Raw genomic sequence first — 16,721 nt, 5'->3', positions numbered from 1 at the left:
TAAATATGTTGGTTGCTCTTAAAAAAATATTGACGTTGCCGGTTGCATCACTGCTAGACCGGGTAGAGGTAGATTCAAAGACTCAGTCGAGGCTATGGATACTCATGAGTATCGGTACGCTGCTGCTCTCCGGTTTCTTTTCAGTAATTATCGTTTTAGGACGGGCTCCGATAATCAGCGAGTTAATATCCGATCCTCTATTTGCAAAGCGAGGGTTGGTGGTGCATGTTGATTTGGCATTGTTGATCTGGATTTATGCTTTTTTGTGTGGCCTCTTTGTGTTGGTGCCAACGCGAAAAAATGGAAATCGATTATTGCCAATGGGATATGCGCTCGCAGTAACAGGGGTTGGTATGTTGGTGGCTTCAATCTTTGTACCCTCGGCGGAGCCCGTTCTCTCTAATTATATACCGGTACTAGATCACCCGTTGTTTATAGGGGGCCTTCTTTTCTTTGCCGGAGGGGTAGCGTGTACGGTGTTTAACACACGTATTATTCCTTCTTCAAATCAGTCCTCTTTTACGACTAATACTATATTTCCGGCCTCTTCAATCCCGGGTTTTAGATCTGCTGCTGTAATTTTATTGATAAGCCTTATTACTTTTTTCAGTTCTTGGCTGGTTACCCCCATGGGATTAGAAGTGCTAACCTATTATGAATTGACAATTTGGGGAGGCGGACACTTGCTGCAGTTTGTTAATGTAGCGGCCATGCTCTCAGTTTGGATTATTCTGTTGGGAGAACTTCTTGGTAAAAACCCAATTTCTTACCGGGTGTCTGCCGTTCTGTTTGGTATTTATACGCTACCTCTGCTTGCTGCTCCTCTTTTGACTATGAATGGAACGGGCGACCTGCTTTATCACTGGGGCTTCACACGCTTTATGCAGTGGGGCATATTTCCTGTAGTCACAATTTTTGTAGGCATTATTGTAACAAAACTGGTGAGAGCCCGGGCCAATAATGAGCTCCCGAAACAAATTTTAAGGAATCCATATTTCGGGGGATTGGTCACCAGTATGCTACTCACAATTATTGGTTTCATTTTAGGAGCTATGATTCGCGGCTCTAACACAATGGTGCCGGCCCACTACCATGCAGCCGTTGGCGGTATCACCGTAGCTTTTATGGCTATAACATATTTCTTACTGGAAGTCCACGGGGTGCCAATCCCAAAAGGAAGACTCAAAAAGCTTGCTGCCATACAGCCCCTGTTGTTTGGATTGGGGCAAGCTATTTTTGCAGCCGGTTTTGGCTATGCGGGAGCCCATGGACTGGCAAGAAAATCATTCGGTTCTGAACAACATATCGGTTCTATAGAAGCATTTGTAGGACTTGGTTTTATGACGGTTGGCGGATTGCTGGCCGTATCCGGCGGTTTACTATTCTTATGGATCGTAGTAAAAGCCTGGATGAATAGAAAAAATTCACCATTTCAATCAAACCCTTAATCACCATGGAAGAAGAAAGAAAACCACCATTGGGACAGCGCATTCTAGATAACATGTGGCTTTTGCTGGCACTGGGACTGGCTGTACCAACCATATCGTACACCCTTTGGGGCATTATAGAATTAATCTCAATGGGTGATGCCACGTTACCTTGATTACCGAATTTAAAATTCACTTAACTAATAAATTATCATGAGTATTTTTAGTCCTGTTGGAAATTGGTTTAAGGCCCCGACCGGTACCGAGCGGCTCTGGGTAGGTCTGGCGCTCACCTGGTGCTTGATCATGTCCGTTACGATGCCGTACTGGCACTTCAAAGGAAAGCAGAATAGTACCGGTGAATCCTATAAAGTTGAAGCATCAGCTTTTCTGGACCGGGCCAATCAATTTATCGAATCTAATAAAGTAGGAGAAGAAAAAGGTGTTCCTATCGTAGAGCCGTCTCCCGGGGGAGATGCATATTTGGTGGGAGAGATGTGGCGCTGGTACCCCATTCTTAAACTTAAGAAAGGTCAAACGTACCGTCTGCATATCTCATCTCCGGATCTGCAGCACGGGTTTTCGTTGCTGCCTATGAATATGAACTTCCATATTCTGCCCGGTTACGATCACGTGCTTACCATAACACCTACCTCAACCGGTGATTTCGAAATTATCTGCAATGAGTTTTGCGGTATCGGACACCATATGATGACCGGTAAAATCATAGTCGAATAATTAAAAACAATACAAGAATATGAATGCTACACAAGCTATAGCAAAATTTCGAACCTGTAAGACAACCGGTCTTCGCGTATTCCGTAACGCAGAGTTCTTTACGAAGGTCAATGCGGTGTTGGCCGTTGTCTTTCTGCTTGTTGGAGCCATCGCCGCTATTGGCCTGGCTTTAACACGATGGACTGCTGTTCACCTATTAGGCAGCGTTTATTATTATCGCATGCTTACTCTGCACGGGGTAAATATGTTGGTATTTTGGATCATTTTTATGGAGATGGGGATACTCTACTTTGCATGTACGACCCTGTTGAATAGTCGCTTATTCTCGAAGATGCTGGGATGGATATCTCTTGCGTTAATGGGCATAGGTGCGTTGATGACCAACTACATTATTCTTGCCGGTCAGGCAGATGTACTGTTGACCTCATATGTGCCCTTGAAAGCACACCCGATGTTTTATTTGGGAATCATATTATTTGCGGTAGGAGCGTTAATTGTTTGTTTTAACTTCTTTGCAACGCTCTACATAGCCAAGCGAGACGAAACCTATGAAGGGTCAATGCCGCTGGTTACTTTTGGAGCCATGGCAGCAGCTATTATTGCAGTGCTTGCTTTGGCACACGGTGCTGCAGCTCTGATACCAACGTTCATGTGGTCTATGGGATGGATCGGTCCGGTAGATCCCGGCCTATATCGCCTGCTTTGGTGGGGACTTGGTCACATGTCGCAGCAGATTAACGTCTGTGCCATGGTTTCGGTTTGGTACTTCATGGGTACTATGACGACGGGCGCCAAGCCGTTGAACGAAACCGTATGTCGAGGAGCATTTCTATTGTACATCCTGTTTATCAATTTGGCTTCTGCCCACCACTTACTGGTAGATCCAGGCGTTGGCCCCGGATGGAAAATCTGGAACACTTCTTATGCGATGTATCTTGCTGTTCTCGCATCTATGATTCACGGATATACTGTTCCTGCTTCACTGGAGGTCGCTCAACGACGTAAAGGATTTACGAAAGGGATTTTCGGCTGGTTTTCAAAACTACCATGGAAAGATCCCGGATTTTCTGCAGTAATGCTGTCTATTATCATCTTTGGATTTATGGGCGGTATCACCGGTGTAACACTGGGTACTGAGCAGATCAATATTATTGCGCATAATACACTGCGTATTCCCGGTCACTTCCACGCCACTGTGGTAGGAGGAACATCGCTGGCATTTATGGGGCTTGCCTACTATCTGGTACCCCTGATTTTCCAGAAAGAGTTTTATCTCAAAGGATTGGCACGCATTCAGCCATATGTTTTTGGAGGTGGTATTGTAGTAATGTCATTGGGAATGTCATTTGCCGGGTCGTACGGTGTACCACGACGTCACTGGGATGTAGATTTCTCAGGTTCTATCCTAAGTGCTGGTTTTGATCCTATTGCCCACGTTATGTTGGGACTGGTAGGAATCGGTGGAATTATTGCCTTCTTAGGTCTCTTGCTCTTTATTGGCCTAACGGTAGCAACGGTCTTCTTTGGTCGTTCCAATGAAGGACGTCCGATGGAGAGCTGGCAAGATGAGCATTCTACTCGTATGAAAGACGAGCTCATTGAAAAAGGTTACGAAGAAGAAGGTAAAGATTACGAACACATTAAAACACCCGGTACGTTAACCGTAGTCATCATATTCTTGCTGACATTTGCGGTCTACTATTTCGCCAACTGGAAAGCATTAGCAGATCTCTGGTTCGTGCGATAACGGCTAACATTTCGCTATGCATAAAGGCTGGTTCGGGGATATTGCCCCGAGCCGGCTTTCATAGCTAAGAGAAGCAATGATATGAATAAGGAAAGAACAAGGAAGCGTTTTAAGATTTTTTTGGCCAACTTGGAGTCGTTCTTTTCGTCGTGGAGATTTCCTGTCTTCATGCTTTCTATCCTATTCTTTTTAGCCATTCTGGTTATTGTCGTTACCCTGATACCGGTTTCAGAGTCAACACTGGGTACGTTTGCCGGTGAATTCAAAAAATGGTGTCTCGGTTATGATCCGGCTACCGGAGAAATCGAATCTATCTACCTGGTGATGTTTTTGGTGCAACCGACGATGTTAAGCCTGTTTATTTTCGCTTTCTGGTACAAGCCAATAACAGAAATGCTTAAGAATTATCCTCAGAAAGCTATTCCCTATATCTTTCCGGGATTACTTATCATCATATTATTAGGAAGCACATTGCCTTCCCTTTATTCCGATGGCGAGAGCGGTGAGCTACCATTTCCTGCTCAGGATTTACGAACGGAAATTGAGGCTCCCGATTTTACGCTCATCAACCAGGATAAGAAGCAGATCTCTCTTTCCGATTATCGTGATAATGTAATAATGATAACAGCAGTATATGCTTCCTGTTCAGAAACGTGTCCTGTGATTTTAGATCAGGCCCGGGAAGTTATGCAAGAATTAAACAGATCCAATGAACGGCTACCACTTCAACTGATGGCTGTCACCATGGATCCCCAGAAGGATACCCCTAAAATGTTAAAGATGACGGCAGAGCATTATGAGCTCGCTGATCCTAAACAACACCTATTAACCGGTGAAAAGCAGTATGTAGATGAACTGCTGGACAACTTAAATATACCCCGTAAGCGCCGTGCCGACGGGGCTATTGATCATGCAAATATTTTTATTCTGATTGATAAAGACGGCAAAGTCGCTTATCGCTTTACGCTGGGCGATCGGCAAAAAAAGTGGTTAATAAAAGCTGTAGAAACGCTGATAAAAGAAATACCGACTGTTTAAATATAGTCGCTTTTGTAGTACATAAAAAAAGGATTGAAAATGAATACTGAGAAACAGGAAATTAATCTGGTAGAACTCGCATCCGGAAAGCAGGAAGTGAATACCGATGAAAACGACTTCTCTTCACAAGTTAAAGATCAGCGTCCCGATCCACCGGTTCGCGGAGAATCTGTTTTACGCGTTATCGATCGCTGGTTTCATCAGCTTGATCGTCTTGTAGAGCGATATATTCCGCAGAATCTTAATCCATTTACGCAGTCGGGAGCCATAGCCAATACCACCTTTATTATTGCGCTCGTATCAGGATTTGTGTTGTTATTCTGGTATAAGCCCAGTGTACATCAAGCCTACAGCTCGTTAGATCAAATAAGTCCGTTGGGCGATTTTTTCAGATCATTGCACCGCTACAGCTCTGATGCCTGCATGCTGTTTATCATGTTTCATGCTTTTAAGATGTTTTTTGCGCGCAGATTTAGTGGTGCCCGATGGCTGGCGTGGGTAACAGGGATAGTGGCCCTGGCCCTGCTTTGGTTTGATGGCTGGCTGGGTTATTGGCTGGTATGGGATGAGGCAGCAAATCAGGTTGCAGTAGGGACGGCAAAAATGTTGGACCAGCTCCCTATTTTTGCTGAGCCTCTAAGTCGATCATTTTTGACGGACGACAGTTTTGACTCTCTCTTATTCTTTTTGGTCTTTTTCTTCCATATGCTGATTCCCCTTGCGATGGGGATCGCTTTATGGCTACATGTTTCACGGCTTAATAAGGCCCACTTTATTACAAAAAAGCCGATGACAATAGCTGTGTTGGGGTCGTTAGGAGTTTTATCAGCTGCCCTGCCGGCCGGATTGGCAAAGCCGGCTAAAATGCTGGAGATCCAGCAGACGATGCCTCTCGATTACTTCTACATGTTGCCGATGTATTTTACCGATCGTCTGGAAGGTGGAGCACTATGGGCCATTACCCTAATCGGATTTATCGCCTTCGTAAGCGTGCCCTGGGTTCTTGTCAAGAAGAGACGTCCCAAGCCACAAGTAGATGCTGATCGGTGTAACGGTTGTGAGCAGTGCTATAAAGATTGCCCCTTTAATGCCATTACAATGCTGCCTCGTGCAGAGGACGATAAAAAGCGGGGCGACTTCTATGCTTCCATAGATCCCTCAAAATGTATTGCCTGTGGTATTTGTGTAGGATCATGTGATCCGGTGGGTATCGAATTTCCCCGACTCCCGGCCATGGATGTACGCAGAGAGATAGATAGCTGGCTCCATGAACGCCTGGAAGAAGAGTCTTCGGTAGATGTAGCCTATATCTGTTCTAACTCTGCAGGGGCAGATCTGCATATTGATGAGGCTACCGGTCGTTGTAAAGAGCTGCCGGGCTATATCGTTCGATCTATTCCTTGTGTGGGATGGGTACATCCGCTTATGATAGAGCGTGCTCTGCGCAAAGGGGCGGAAGGAGTGCTTATTGTGGGTTGCCAGAGCGAGCCGGATTATCGGTTGGGGGCCATGTGGACCGAGGAGCGTATTAGCGGAGGACGTCATCCCGAGTTACGAAATGAAAAAGTGGACTCATCTCGAATCCATTACCTGCAGTACGACCGAACTGATTATGATGGCTTTATCAAAGAGGCCCGAGAGCTACAGCGAAATACAAGTAAATTCACGTTGAAACAGGATGAGAGCTCTTCAACTAAGATGAAGAAATATATTATGGGTGCGTTTTTAGTGCTCATGTTGAGCAGCCTTACCTACTTCTTTAGTAATGCCCCTTACAGCGTACCTATACAAAATGACTCAGAGCTTGTGGTATCCTTTACCATGCCGGGTCGTCCTGTGGATAGCAGTGTCAAAAAAGAATCAGAACAACAGAATCTGCAATCGCATATGCAGTCCAGGAATGCCCCGGCTAAACGTGAGCGTTCTGATGTGCGCTTACGTATTGATGTAGATGGTGAGACGGTGCACGAACAGAAGTACGAACCCAGCGGCTTGTATAACGATGGGATGAGTGGAGCCGTGGAATACATCCCCCTTAAAGCAGGGGCACATACTGTGGAGGTTTACCTGGGAGATACAACCAGCGAAGAGTGGCTGTATACCGACCAGAAGAAAGTGGTATTTAAAGACAACCACCGCTCGGTAATTAAGTTCAACCGAGCCGACGGCTTCCAGTGGTATCCCAAGTCACAGGAATAGAGGTGTTTTCTTGATCTGCAAATTTGCCCCGGGAAGGTCCTCCTTTTGGCACTATAGTTGAAAGGATTGTCAGTGTGAACCGAAGGAGGTGTAGCTATGCGCCTCGAAGTTTTAACGTAGTGGCGGAGGATGGTTACTTTTATCTCGTTCCGATGCCTTGTTCAACGAAGCTTTAGCATAGTTGAGCTCTGCGTCGGAACGAATATATTCCGACACTGGTCCAGGTTTGTCCGGGAAAATTGATAGTATAGAGCAGTAAATAGCCCATAGGTCATGTCGAACCAGCGCAAGCTGGAAAAGAGATGATAGCATTGATCTTGTTTGTTCCATTTTTTAAAACGACACTGGTTGTGGGTTCTTCGGGTTTATGCAACCTAGTGGTTCGGGAACAAATATAATACTTGCTTCGATACTCGGAGCTTTGGATAGAACATTTGCCCTGCTCCTCACCGCCCATCCGTATTCCCAGAACTCTCACTACCCTAAGGTCGGGCATCAGTTTCATAGAATAATTAAAAACCTTCTTGTCATCCTGAACTCGTTTCAGGATCTCCTTGAATAGATATGCAGAGTGCACCAAAGCTTAAACATAGATAGTACGTAGCATCGGAGGACATCCTTCAGACATCAACCAGCTTTTTCAGGGAGATTGCCGCGTCGTCCCGCCAACCCACGGCACTCCTTGCAATGACAGGCGTTGGTTTTATAAATTAAAAGCAGTATCACTGCGAGGGATTCCGGTGATTTTTCGGGAGACCGTGACAGTCTCTTATTCTTAGATCGGGAAGTGCACCGAACCCGAGGCCATAGGTGTGCGTAGGATCTAAAGGATATCCTTTAACACATCAAGTAGCTATGACAGGGAGATCGCCGCGCTTCGTTTCACTCCGCTCGCGATGACAGACGTTGATAGAGCAAAAAAGTCCTCTTTGTGGCTATAACGCAGATGGAGCTACCAACGGAAACCGAAGGAGGATGACCACGTTTATCTCATACCAATGTTATGTATTAGAATGAGCTGCTGATTATAGGCATGTCCATTTTTTGTCAGCAAAAAATAGACGAAAAAACTGCCCTCCTGCGCTATAGCTTCGTAGGACTTCGCTGGGGAAAGCTAGATTGTGGTCTTTTTGCAGTTCTAAAGCAGGGAGTGCTCTTCCTCATTAGTCATTGTCCTAAAGCATCTTTCCCAAGCTTTCGCCCCAGACCCCCGTTTTAAACCCTTTTAAAAGAAATGTCATCCTGAACTTGTTTCAGGATCTCCTTATATAGGTCCGCGTAGGATCTAATGGACTCTTTGTGGTTCTGCCGGTAGCAGGGCTTGTAGTGTAAACCGAAGGAGGTGCTGACAGGTTTATTTGAGTTATTATAAACACACTAATAGTGCGAGCGTCTCGCTCGTACTATTAGTAGTATTATTATCATCTCTTAGTTCGACACTCTGCCTATACAGAGAGTTCCTCAGGCATTGATTCGGCCAGGAATCCCCGAACATCAACGGCATATGCACCCTGTCCTTTTGGAAGCACATAAAGCGGATTGATCTCCAGCTCATCAACCTGTGGTAGATCTTTTGCCAGCTGTGAAAGTCTCATCAAGTAATCGATTACGGCTTCACGATCAGCCGGCGGTTGATTGCGCCATCCCCTCAGTTTTGTGCCGGCGCGGGTAGCATCAATAAGCTGTTCGGCCTGCTGGCGGTTAAGGGGCGCCAGTGCCGATGCCACATCTTTCAAGAGCTCAACATCCGTCCCGCCCGTACCAAAGAGTACCTGTGCCCCAAACTGTTGGTCTCGTTTTATACCAACTATTACTTCCTGTCCACCTGTTAGCATTTTTTGCACCATACCGGCATCCATCGTAGCCCCGGCTTCTTTTGCAGAACGGGCTATCTCATTCCACGCCTCTTCAACTTCCCGGCCATTGTGCAAGTTTAGCTTTACTCCGTTTACCTCAGTCTTATGCGAGATAGAATCGGAGACTAACTTAAGAACGACCGGATAGCCAATGCTATCAGCAAATGTAATAGCTTCGTTTTTTGATGACAGCTGTTTTTGAGGCGGCAGGGCGATACCGTACTCAGTGAGTAACTGCTGCCACTGCTGTTGGTTGGCTAACGCTTGGGCGGATTCTGTGTTGATATCTTCAAAAGGATCAGGAGTGCCGTTGGGCATTTCCAGCCATTCTTTGCGTTTTACCATTGCTGCCAGTACCGATGCCACACGCTCGGGGAAAGAGACATTGGGTACTTTTCGTTTGTGTAAAATATTGAGTGCCTCTTCCACAGAGGCCTTGCCCATAATAGAAGCAATAACCGGTTTGTCATGCGTGCTGGCTACTTCGCCGACCACCTCAGCTAAACTAGCAGGCAAAAACCAATCTTGTGGCGCTTGGATAACGACCACAGAGTCTACGGTTTCATCCGTAAGAATAGCATCGAGGGCTACGGCATAGGTGCCGGGTCCCGATCCGGCTAACACATCCACGGGATTTTTAATGCTTGCTGCTTTGGGCAGGCGCGATTGTAAATAATCTCTGGTTTCTTCGGTGAGGTCGGCCAGTTCCATTCCCGCACTTTCAAGGGCATCAACAGCCAGAATTGCTGGTCCGCCCGCGTTTGTTAACACAGCTACGCGTTTCCCCTTTGGCAGGGGTTGCCATGCCAGGGCACGGGCCCAGTCAAACATCTCTTCCATAGTATCGGCCTGTTGTACGCCACTGCGTTCAAATGCAGATTCGTAGGCTTCAGCACTACCGGCCAGGGCACCGGTATGGGAGGCTACTGCTTTGGCTCCGCTTTCTCCCCGACCTCCTTTAAGAGCTACAAAAGGTTTTTCCAAGGCCGCCTTTTTTGCTGATTCTAAAAACTTCTCTCCGTTGGATACCCCTTCAATATATGCGGTAATTACTTTCGTTTGACGATCTTCACGCAGGGCTTCAATCATCTGTGTCTCATTCACTCCGGCTTGGTTGCCCAGGCTTACGATACGCGAGAAACCCACGCCCGCCCCTCTTGCCCAGTCGATTACAGAGGCTACCATTGCCCCCGACTGCGAGCAGAACCCAATTTCCCCGGATTCGGGCATGCCGGTCACGAAAGTAGTATTTACCGGGGTGTGGGTATCGATTGTGCCAATACAGTTTGGTCCAATGACATGAATATCCAGCTCATCTGCGACAGCCTGCAACTCTTTTTCCAGCTTTTCTCCTTCTTCTCCCGTTTCACTAAATCCACCGCTTACTACAATTGCATGCTTGATGCTCCGCTCGCCACAGTCTCTGAGTGTTTCGGGCACAACGGTGGCGGGAACAATGAGCACAGCTAAATCAACGGGGTCGGGCACTTCGCCCACCCTGGAATAACAGCTTTCGCCCAGTATTTCGGTGGCCGATCGATTCACAGGATATATTTCTCCCTGGTAGTGGTACTCTTTAAGATTGCGAACAACACCATACCCTAATTTGTGGGGATTTCGAGAGGCACCGATGATGGCAACCCCTTTGGGTTTGAAGAAAGGATCAAGCATTTTAGAACTAATTAAGTATTTAAGAGTATTTTATCTTATTTTACCTTAAATTTTGTTATTTATCAATGTTAATTACATAAGTGGCTCTCTTTTTAGAGATGCTGGAAATTCAAAACTGGGCCCTTTGTAAAGCTTAGCTTGTCATCCTGAATTTAGTTCAGGATCTGCGTTTAAACACTAACAAACACAAAAGAGATTCTGAAACGAGTTCAGAATGACAAGAAGAAATCATTTTGCAAAATCCCCAAAAATATTAATTAGGAAATACTTGCTATGGAGCTTAAAGAATTTCAATCGGATACTATTATTGAACCCTTTCGAATTCGGTCTGTTGAGCCCATTCGATTCACTGAAATGGCCGAACGAAAAGAGCTGCTTGCCCGGGCGGGGTATAATCCCTTTTTGTTAAGGGCCGATGATGTGCTTATTGATCTGTTGACCGACAGCGGTACCGGGGCGATGTCGTCTCAACAGTGGTCGGGGATGATCTCCAGCGACGAATCATACGCCGGGTCCTCTTCCTTTTACCGGTTGGAGTCGGCTGTGCATGATATCACCGGTTTTGAGCATCTTATTCCCACGCACCAGGGACGTGCGGCCGAAAATGTTCTTTTTACTACTATCGCTTCTGAGGGTGATGTGATCCCCAGTAATACGCATTTTGATACTACCCGGGCCCATGTAGAACATGCGGGAGCCGAAGCACGCGATCTGGTCATCGAAGAAGGTAAAAAGCCCCGCAGCCAACATCCTTTTAAGGGAAATATGGATCTGGAAAAACTAAAAGCAACCATTAGGGAAGTTGGTGTTGAAAATATCCCGGTGATTATGATTACCGTTACGAATAATTCGGGTGGCGGTCAGCCGGTGAGTATGGAAAATATACGGGCAGTGTCTGAGATTGCCCGCGACCACGGTATCCCCTTCTTTATTGATGCTTGTCGTTTTGCAGAAAATGCCTGGTTCATTAAGAGCAGGGAGGAAGGTTTTGCGGATAAATCCCCCATAGATATCGCCCGGCAGATGTTTAATTATGCTGAAGGTTGTACGATGAGTGCCAAGAAAGACGGAATGGCAAATATCGGTGGGTTCTTGGCTTTGAATAGTGATGAGTTGGCATCGGAGTGTCGAAACCTGGAGATTCTCACAGAAGGATTTCCCACCTATGGCGGCATGGCCGGTTACGATATGGAGGCAGTGGCTACCGGTTTATATGAGGCCCTGGATGAAGATTATCTGCGCTATCGCGTGCGTTCTATTGCGTATTTGGGGGATAAGCTTATGGAAGCGGGGGTTCCTATTGTTCAGCCTACCGGCGGACATGCGGTGTATATCGATGCCAAAGAGATGTTGCCCCACATTGATTCACTGGAGTACCCGGCGTGGTCTTTTAATAATGCTCTATATCTGCTGGGTGGCGTACGCGGGGTAGAAATTGGTTCGGTAATGTTTGGTAAGCAGCCGGACGGTTCGGAAAAACCCGCGGCCATGGAGCTGGTGCGGCTCGCCTTTCCGCGGCGCGTGTATACCCAAAGTCATGTTGATTACTTGGCCGAGGTGATAATTGCAGCTTATCAACAGCGTGACCAACTTACGGGCTACGAGATTGTAGAAGGGCCGGAGGTACTGCGACACTTTTCCGCTCGGCTGCAACCGTTGGGATAAACTATATGATTAACAGAAATAAAAAAGCCCCAATGCTTGTAATGGCATTGGGGCTTTTGTGTTACGCAGGTAATTCTGTTAGAAAATATATTAGCTGCCAACCGGGCTCCAATTTGCTGATACATCTGCAGCTTGGCTTGCTGTCATATTGGTGGGGATGCCAGAGCCACCCGCATTGACCTTGTAAATTTCTGCCTGTCCGTCACGATCTGTTGTGAAAATAATTTCTGTACCATCTGCAGACCATGCGGGATTAATATTTAGCCCGGGGTTATTAGTTATTTGAGTAATTCCGGCCCCATCTTTGTTCATAGTATAGATATCCTGTTGACCGTTTCGATATCCTGAAAACGCAATTTTTTCTCCATCCGGAGACCATGAAGGGGTTTCGGCTGCTTCTGTAAAACTCGTGGTTGTTAGCTGTTTAACCCCAGTGCCATCCGGGTTCATTGTATGTAGCTGTTTTTCTCCACTCCTATAGCTCTCAAACAATATTCTATTGCCATTTGGTGACCATTCGGGAGATTCATCAATAGCCGGGTGATTAGTTAAGTTTGTTAAGCCGCTTCCATCTACATTGATACTATATATTTCCATATCACCTTCATGATTACTTTTAAAAACCAGCTTAGAATCATCGGGTGAGAAGCTGATAGCACCATATACGTGTGATTCAATATTGGTTACTTTTCGGAGGTTCGTTTGGTCCGCATCCATGATATAAACATTGTATGATCCGGTATTTCTGTAGCTGTGAAAAGCAATTTGGGTGCCATCATTAGAAATAGTGGGAAATTCATCAGTATAAGTACTTGTTGTTAAGCGGGTTGGATTTGCCCCATCAGCATTCATGATGAAAATGTCTCTGTCGTTATCATTTGACATTCTATCAGAGGAGAAGACAATTTTATTACGAATCATCTTTTTACAGTCGATATCAAATTTTGTTTCGGTCGTATCTCCAAGCGTTATAATTACATTATCGGGGTTGTTACTACTACTTTCACAGTTGGCATTGATGTCGCTGAGTTCGGTGCTGTAGGTTCCTTTGCTTAGATCAACACGAATGGTATCGTTTGAAGAGACTGTGAGAGATTGCCCATCTACAGTAACAGTATATTCTGCATCTAAATCTTCACCGCCGGTGGCAGTAATGACTTTTAAAGTGCCGGAAGTGGGTTCGGGAGAAGGGCTGGTGCTATTGTTGCAGAAAGTTAAGAATGGTACGATTACAACAGCCAGAAAAATTCGTAAGAATAAATTCATTGAAATGAATAAGTTTGCTAAGATAAAATATTCGGTTCGTTATGATAGAGCTGGGAGGCTTCCTCCCCAAATAAAGTACCAGTTTATTAATTCAGAGATATGCTTATCGGCAGAAGGGTGTAATTTCTTAAACGATTGGGCCTCAATAAGAAATAAAGTTTAGGAAGGGTACAAAAAAAGGCAGCCGAGCTATAGCTGCTCGGCTGCATATTATTATCAGATGTAAATAAAAGGGTTATACTTTTTTGAAGCGAGACTGGAAGAATCGTAGGTATTCCGGCTCATAGTCGAATGCGAGTCCGGATACATTTTCTCTATTCTTATACACTGCTTCGACAGATTCTGCAACTACATCCATGTGTGCCTGGGTATAAGCACGACGAGGTATAGTAAGCCGTACCAGTTCAAGCGCTGGGTAGTTGTGTTCTCCCGTTTCCTGATTTCGTCCGGCCGAAACCACGCCCCGCTCCATGCTTCGTACTCCCGAATCAACATACAGAGCCGCAGCCAGTGCTTGTGCAGGAAGTTCATCTTGACTGAGATGTGGCAAGATCTTCTTGGCATTAAGGAAAACCCCATGGCTGCCTATCGGACGAACGACGGGAATGCCCATCTCAATCAGCCTTTCGCCCAGATATTGTACCTGTCCTACTCGGGCTCGAATATGATCTTCATCTACCGATTCCGTAATACCAATAGCCAGGGCTTCCATATCACGGCCCGCCATTCCGCCATAGGTATGGAGCCCTTCATAAACTACTACCATATTTTGAGCCTGCTCGTAGAGCTTTTTGTCATTGAGTGCCAAGAACCCGCCTATGTTTACAAGGGCATCTTTCTTAGCACTCATTGTTGCTCCATCGGTAAGTGAGCATATTTTATGAACTATCTCTTTTATCGGGACATCTTCGTAGCCCTCTTCACGCTGTTTAATGAAATAAGCATTTTCGGCTACGCGCGTCATATCATGAATGATGGGGATATCATATTTATTGGTCAGTGCACGCAGGGCTTTTAGATTCTTCATAGAGATCGGTTGTCCGCCGGCCATATTTACCGAGGTGGCAATAGATACATATGGAATACGGTCTGCCCCTTTTTCTTTAATGAGGTTCTCTAACTTTTCCAGGTTCACATTTGCTTTGAAAGGGTGTTCGTTTTCCGGGTCATGGGCTTCATCAATAATGATATCGGTAAAAGTACCCCCTGCCAACTCCTGGTGCAGTTTGGTGGTAGTGAAGTACATGTTTCCGGGGACGTAGTCTCCCTCTTTAATTAAGAGCTGTGAGATGATATGCTCAGCAGCACGGCCTTGGTGGGTAGGCACAACATAGTCATAACCGTAATATTCTTGTATTGCTTCTTCCAGGTTATAAAAGTTTCTACTTCCGGCATAGGCTTCATCACCCATCATCATGCCGGCCCATTGGCGATCACTCATTGCAGAAGTACCACTGTCGGTAAGTAGATCGATATATACTTCGTCGGACCGTAGAAGAAAAGTATTATACCCGGCTTCCTTAATGGCTTCTTCCCGCTCTTCACGTGAGATCATTTTAACAGGTTCAACCATTTTAATCCGATAGGGCTCGGCCCAAGAACGGTTCTTGTTTTCAGTAGTCATTTCGTTATTAATATTTGAGATTAAAGTTCTGATTGTTGCTACGGTCAGTAATTATTTAGTCCGTAGGGAGGGAAGAAAAGTCCCGGAACACAAAATAGGAATTTAAGACACTTATATCTTAAATAAAGTTTGGGCAGAATACAACTCAAGAACTATATTAATAAATATGGATTGAAATAAGGGCATACGCTGCATAAAGCCGGTCGGGAAGGGCTTTTTGTTAATCATTGATTCGAGGCTAAAAAGAGTGGGTACAGAAAAAAACGAAAAAAATATTTGGGGCTTTACTAAAACAGCTTTAAATTAAGACAAAATACTCTTAAACCCTTTTTAACAAAAATGCTGTTATCAAAAGCGTGTGTTTATGGATTGAGGTCCTCGCTTTTTCTCGCTTCCTGTAAAGGAGATGGATATACTTCTATTCGAGAAATGAGCGATCAGTTGGATATCTCCTTTCATTTTTTAACTAAGATTTTACAGGAGCTAACTGGTGCAGGGTTGATGGAGTCTCACAAAGGTCCAAAGGGCGGTGTGCGACTTACCAAAGCAGGCTCTGAAGTGAGTTTGTACGAGATCGTTGCAGCTATTGATGGAACAGAGCTCTTTACCGAATGTGCATTAGGGTTGCCGGGCTGCGGTGTTAAAAAACCTTGTCCCCTGCACGATAAGTGGGCCGGAACGCGCGACGGTATTCGCCAGATGTTAGAAGACACCAACTTGCTTGAATTGGCTGAAAAGGGTAAGAAACAAAATTTAAGGATTACTGAGGACGGCGGGTTCGAATGGATTTAGTAAAAGGGTGTTGCAAATGTACACTCTTTTAAATTGAAAAGTATTGCATTGATGCAATAATCATCTGCAGAAAACTTCTTTTAGATTAATCTGAGGTAAACACAAAGATTGGCACAGAAGTTGTTTGCAATAACAATAAAAGATAAAGTACTCTTAAATCTACAAACAGCAACAGGTAGTTATGAAATATAGCATTAAACAAATAATAGGATTGGCCATAATGGCAAGTGTACTGTTCGTAGGCTGCGGCGGTTCCGGAAATGGCGACCAGGCATCCGATCAGTCATCACAAGAAAATGAAAATGGACTTAGTTCTTTTGAGCAAAAGAATGGTATAGGTCCGGTAACAGAAAAGTTAGATCTGGGTGAGATCGATAAAGAGCTGGCAAAAAAAGGTCAAAATATGTTTGAGACCAAATGTTCGGCATGTCACAAAATGGACGAGCGATATGTGGGCCCTCAACTACGTAATACTACGGAGGAGCGAACACCCGAATATGTGATGAATATGATTTTGAATCCGGCCGAAATGGTCAAAAAACATCCCGAAGCAAAGAAAAAGCTGGCTGAATTTATGACTCCGATGCCGAATCAGAATCTGAGCCAAGAAGAAGCTCGGTCTATTGTAGAGTTTCTGCGGTATATGAATAAGAACCAGGATGTGGACGAAATTTAAGAGTCTTTTAAACAAAGAGTTA

13 protein-coding genes are annotated in these 16,721 nt (G+C 45.2%); 9 read left to right on the top strand and 4 right to left on the bottom strand.

From position 1 onward, the window contains the following. Positions 1 to 5: 5 nt before the first annotated feature. From G3569_RS10480 to G3569_RS10455, 6 genes are all read left to right on the top strand, one after another. A complete protein-coding gene (locus G3569_RS10480) occupies positions 6 to 1,448 on the top strand; it encodes a heme-copper oxidase family protein (protein ID WP_205720136.1) in 1,443 nt (480 codons plus the stop codon). A gap of 5 nt (positions 1,449 to 1,453) precedes the next feature. After that, complete coding sequence (locus G3569_RS10475; protein WP_165268863.1) at positions 1,454 to 1,603, top strand: hypothetical protein; 150 nt, start codon at positions 1,454 to 1,456, stop codon at positions 1,601 to 1,603. A 37-nt stretch (positions 1,604 to 1,640) separates the two neighbouring features. Next, the gene (locus G3569_RS10470) at positions 1,641 to 2,165 is read left to right on the top strand and encodes a cupredoxin domain-containing protein (RefSeq protein WP_165268861.1); all 525 of its coding nucleotides are present in this window, start codon (positions 1,641 to 1,643) and stop codon (positions 2,163 to 2,165) included. A gap of 19 nt (positions 2,166 to 2,184) precedes the next feature. Beyond that, positions 2,185 to 3,912 (top strand): cbb3-type cytochrome c oxidase subunit I, encoded by a 1,728-nt coding sequence (locus G3569_RS10465; protein WP_165268859.1) that lies wholly within the window; start codon positions 2,185 to 2,187, stop codon positions 3,910 to 3,912. A gap of 81 nt (positions 3,913 to 3,993) precedes the next feature. Further along, complete coding sequence (locus G3569_RS10460) at positions 3,994 to 4,950, top strand: SCO family protein (RefSeq protein WP_165268857.1); 957 nt, start codon at positions 3,994 to 3,996, stop codon at positions 4,948 to 4,950. Positions 4,951 to 4,989: 39 nt separating this feature from the next. Continuing rightward, a complete protein-coding gene (locus tag G3569_RS10455) occupies positions 4,990 to 7,149 on the top strand; it encodes a cytochrome b N-terminal domain-containing protein (RefSeq protein WP_165268855.1) in 2,160 nt (719 codons plus the stop codon). Positions 7,150 to 7,260: 111 nt separating this feature from the next. Here the strand turns inward: G3569_RS10455 and G3569_RS10450 are convergent, their stop codons facing one another. Then, the gene (locus tag G3569_RS10450) at positions 7,261 to 7,461 is read right to left on the bottom strand and encodes a hypothetical protein (RefSeq protein WP_205720135.1); all 201 of its coding nucleotides are present in this window, start codon (positions 7,459 to 7,461) and stop codon (positions 7,261 to 7,263) included. Positions 7,462 to 8,594: 1,133 nt separating this feature from the next. Next, on the bottom strand, positions 8,595 to 10,676 hold the full coding sequence (locus G3569_RS10445) for an acetate--CoA ligase family protein (RefSeq protein ID WP_165268851.1): 2,082 nt from the start codon (positions 10,674 to 10,676) through the stop codon (positions 8,595 to 8,597). Positions 10,677 to 10,949: 273 nt separating this feature from the next. Between G3569_RS10445 and G3569_RS10440 the strand changes: the two genes are divergently transcribed. Beyond that, on the top strand, positions 10,950 to 12,341 hold the full coding sequence (locus G3569_RS10440; protein ID WP_165268850.1) for a tryptophanase: 1,392 nt from the start codon (positions 10,950 to 10,952) through the stop codon (positions 12,339 to 12,341). 90 nt (positions 12,342 to 12,431) lie between these two features. On the opposite strand, the gene G3569_RS10435 is transcribed toward G3569_RS10440, so the two are convergent. Both G3569_RS10435 and G3569_RS10430 read right to left on the bottom strand, forming a co-directional pair. Beyond that, positions 12,432 to 13,607, bottom strand: coding sequence for a DUF5050 domain-containing protein (locus G3569_RS10435; RefSeq protein WP_165268848.1), 1,176 nt, complete (start codon positions 13,605 to 13,607; stop codon positions 12,432 to 12,434). Positions 13,608 to 13,842: 235 nt separating this feature from the next. Next, positions 13,843 to 15,231: a tyrosine phenol-lyase gene (locus G3569_RS10430; RefSeq protein ID WP_165268846.1), complete on the bottom strand. Its 1,389-nt coding sequence runs from the start codon at positions 15,229 to 15,231 to the stop codon at positions 13,843 to 13,845. Positions 15,232 to 15,570: 339 nt separating this feature from the next. Here G3569_RS10430 and G3569_RS10425 point away from each other — a divergent pair, with 339 nt between their 5' ends. Then, positions 15,571 to 16,023 (top strand): RrF2 family transcriptional regulator, encoded by a 453-nt coding sequence (locus G3569_RS10425; protein WP_205720134.1) that lies wholly within the window; start codon positions 15,571 to 15,573, stop codon positions 16,021 to 16,023. Between the two features lie 181 nt (positions 16,024 to 16,204). Continuing rightward, positions 16,205 to 16,699, top strand: coding sequence for a c-type cytochrome (locus tag G3569_RS10420; RefSeq protein ID WP_165268844.1), 495 nt, complete (start codon positions 16,205 to 16,207; stop codon positions 16,697 to 16,699). Positions 16,700 to 16,721: the final 22 nt, after the last annotated feature.

This window comes from Fodinibius halophilus (assembly GCF_011059105.1).
GTDB lineage: Bacteria > Bacteroidota > Rhodothermia > Balneolales > Balneolaceae > Fodinibius > Fodinibius halophilus.
The sequence above is the reverse complement of the archived record's forward strand: the minus strand, read 5'-3'. Positions and strand labels throughout refer to the sequence as shown.

Bases quoted from the DNA above. Each gene is read 5' to 3' on its own strand.
- G3569_RS10480 (WP_205720136.1), top strand. From the start codon at position 6: ATGTTGGTTGCTCTTAAAAAAATATTGACGTTGCCGGTTGCATCACTG.
- G3569_RS10475 (WP_165268863.1), top strand. From the start codon at position 1,454: ATGGAAGAAGAAAGAAAACCACCATTGGGACAGCGCATTCTAGATAAC.
- G3569_RS10470 (WP_165268861.1), top strand. From the start codon at position 1,641: ATGAGTATTTTTAGTCCTGTTGGAAATTGGTTTAAGGCCCCGACCGGT.
- G3569_RS10465 (WP_165268859.1), top strand. From the start codon at position 2,185: ATGAATGCTACACAAGCTATAGCAAAATTTCGAACCTGTAAGACAACC.
- G3569_RS10460 (WP_165268857.1), top strand. From the start codon at position 3,994: ATGAATAAGGAAAGAACAAGGAAGCGTTTTAAGATTTTTTTGGCCAAC.
- G3569_RS10455 (WP_165268855.1), top strand. From the start codon at position 4,990: ATGAATACTGAGAAACAGGAAATTAATCTGGTAGAACTCGCATCCGGA.
- G3569_RS10450 (WP_205720135.1), bottom strand. From the start codon at position 7,461: ATGCTATCATCTCTTTTCCAGCTTGCGCTGGTTCGACATGACCTATGG.
- G3569_RS10445 (WP_165268851.1), bottom strand. From the start codon at position 10,676: ATGCTTGATCCTTTCTTCAAACCCAAAGGGGTTGCCATCATCGGTGCC.
- G3569_RS10440 (WP_165268850.1), top strand. From the start codon at position 10,950: ATGGAGCTTAAAGAATTTCAATCGGATACTATTATTGAACCCTTTCGA.
- G3569_RS10435 (WP_165268848.1), bottom strand. From the start codon at position 13,607: ATGAATTTATTCTTACGAATTTTTCTGGCTGTTGTAATCGTACCATTC.
- G3569_RS10430 (WP_165268846.1), bottom strand. From the start codon at position 15,231: ATGACTACTGAAAACAAGAACCGTTCTTGGGCCGAGCCCTATCGGATT.
- G3569_RS10425 (WP_205720134.1), top strand. From the start codon at position 15,571: ATGCTGTTATCAAAAGCGTGTGTTTATGGATTGAGGTCCTCGCTTTTT.
- G3569_RS10420 (WP_165268844.1), top strand. From the start codon at position 16,205: ATGAAATATAGCATTAAACAAATAATAGGATTGGCCATAATGGCAAGT.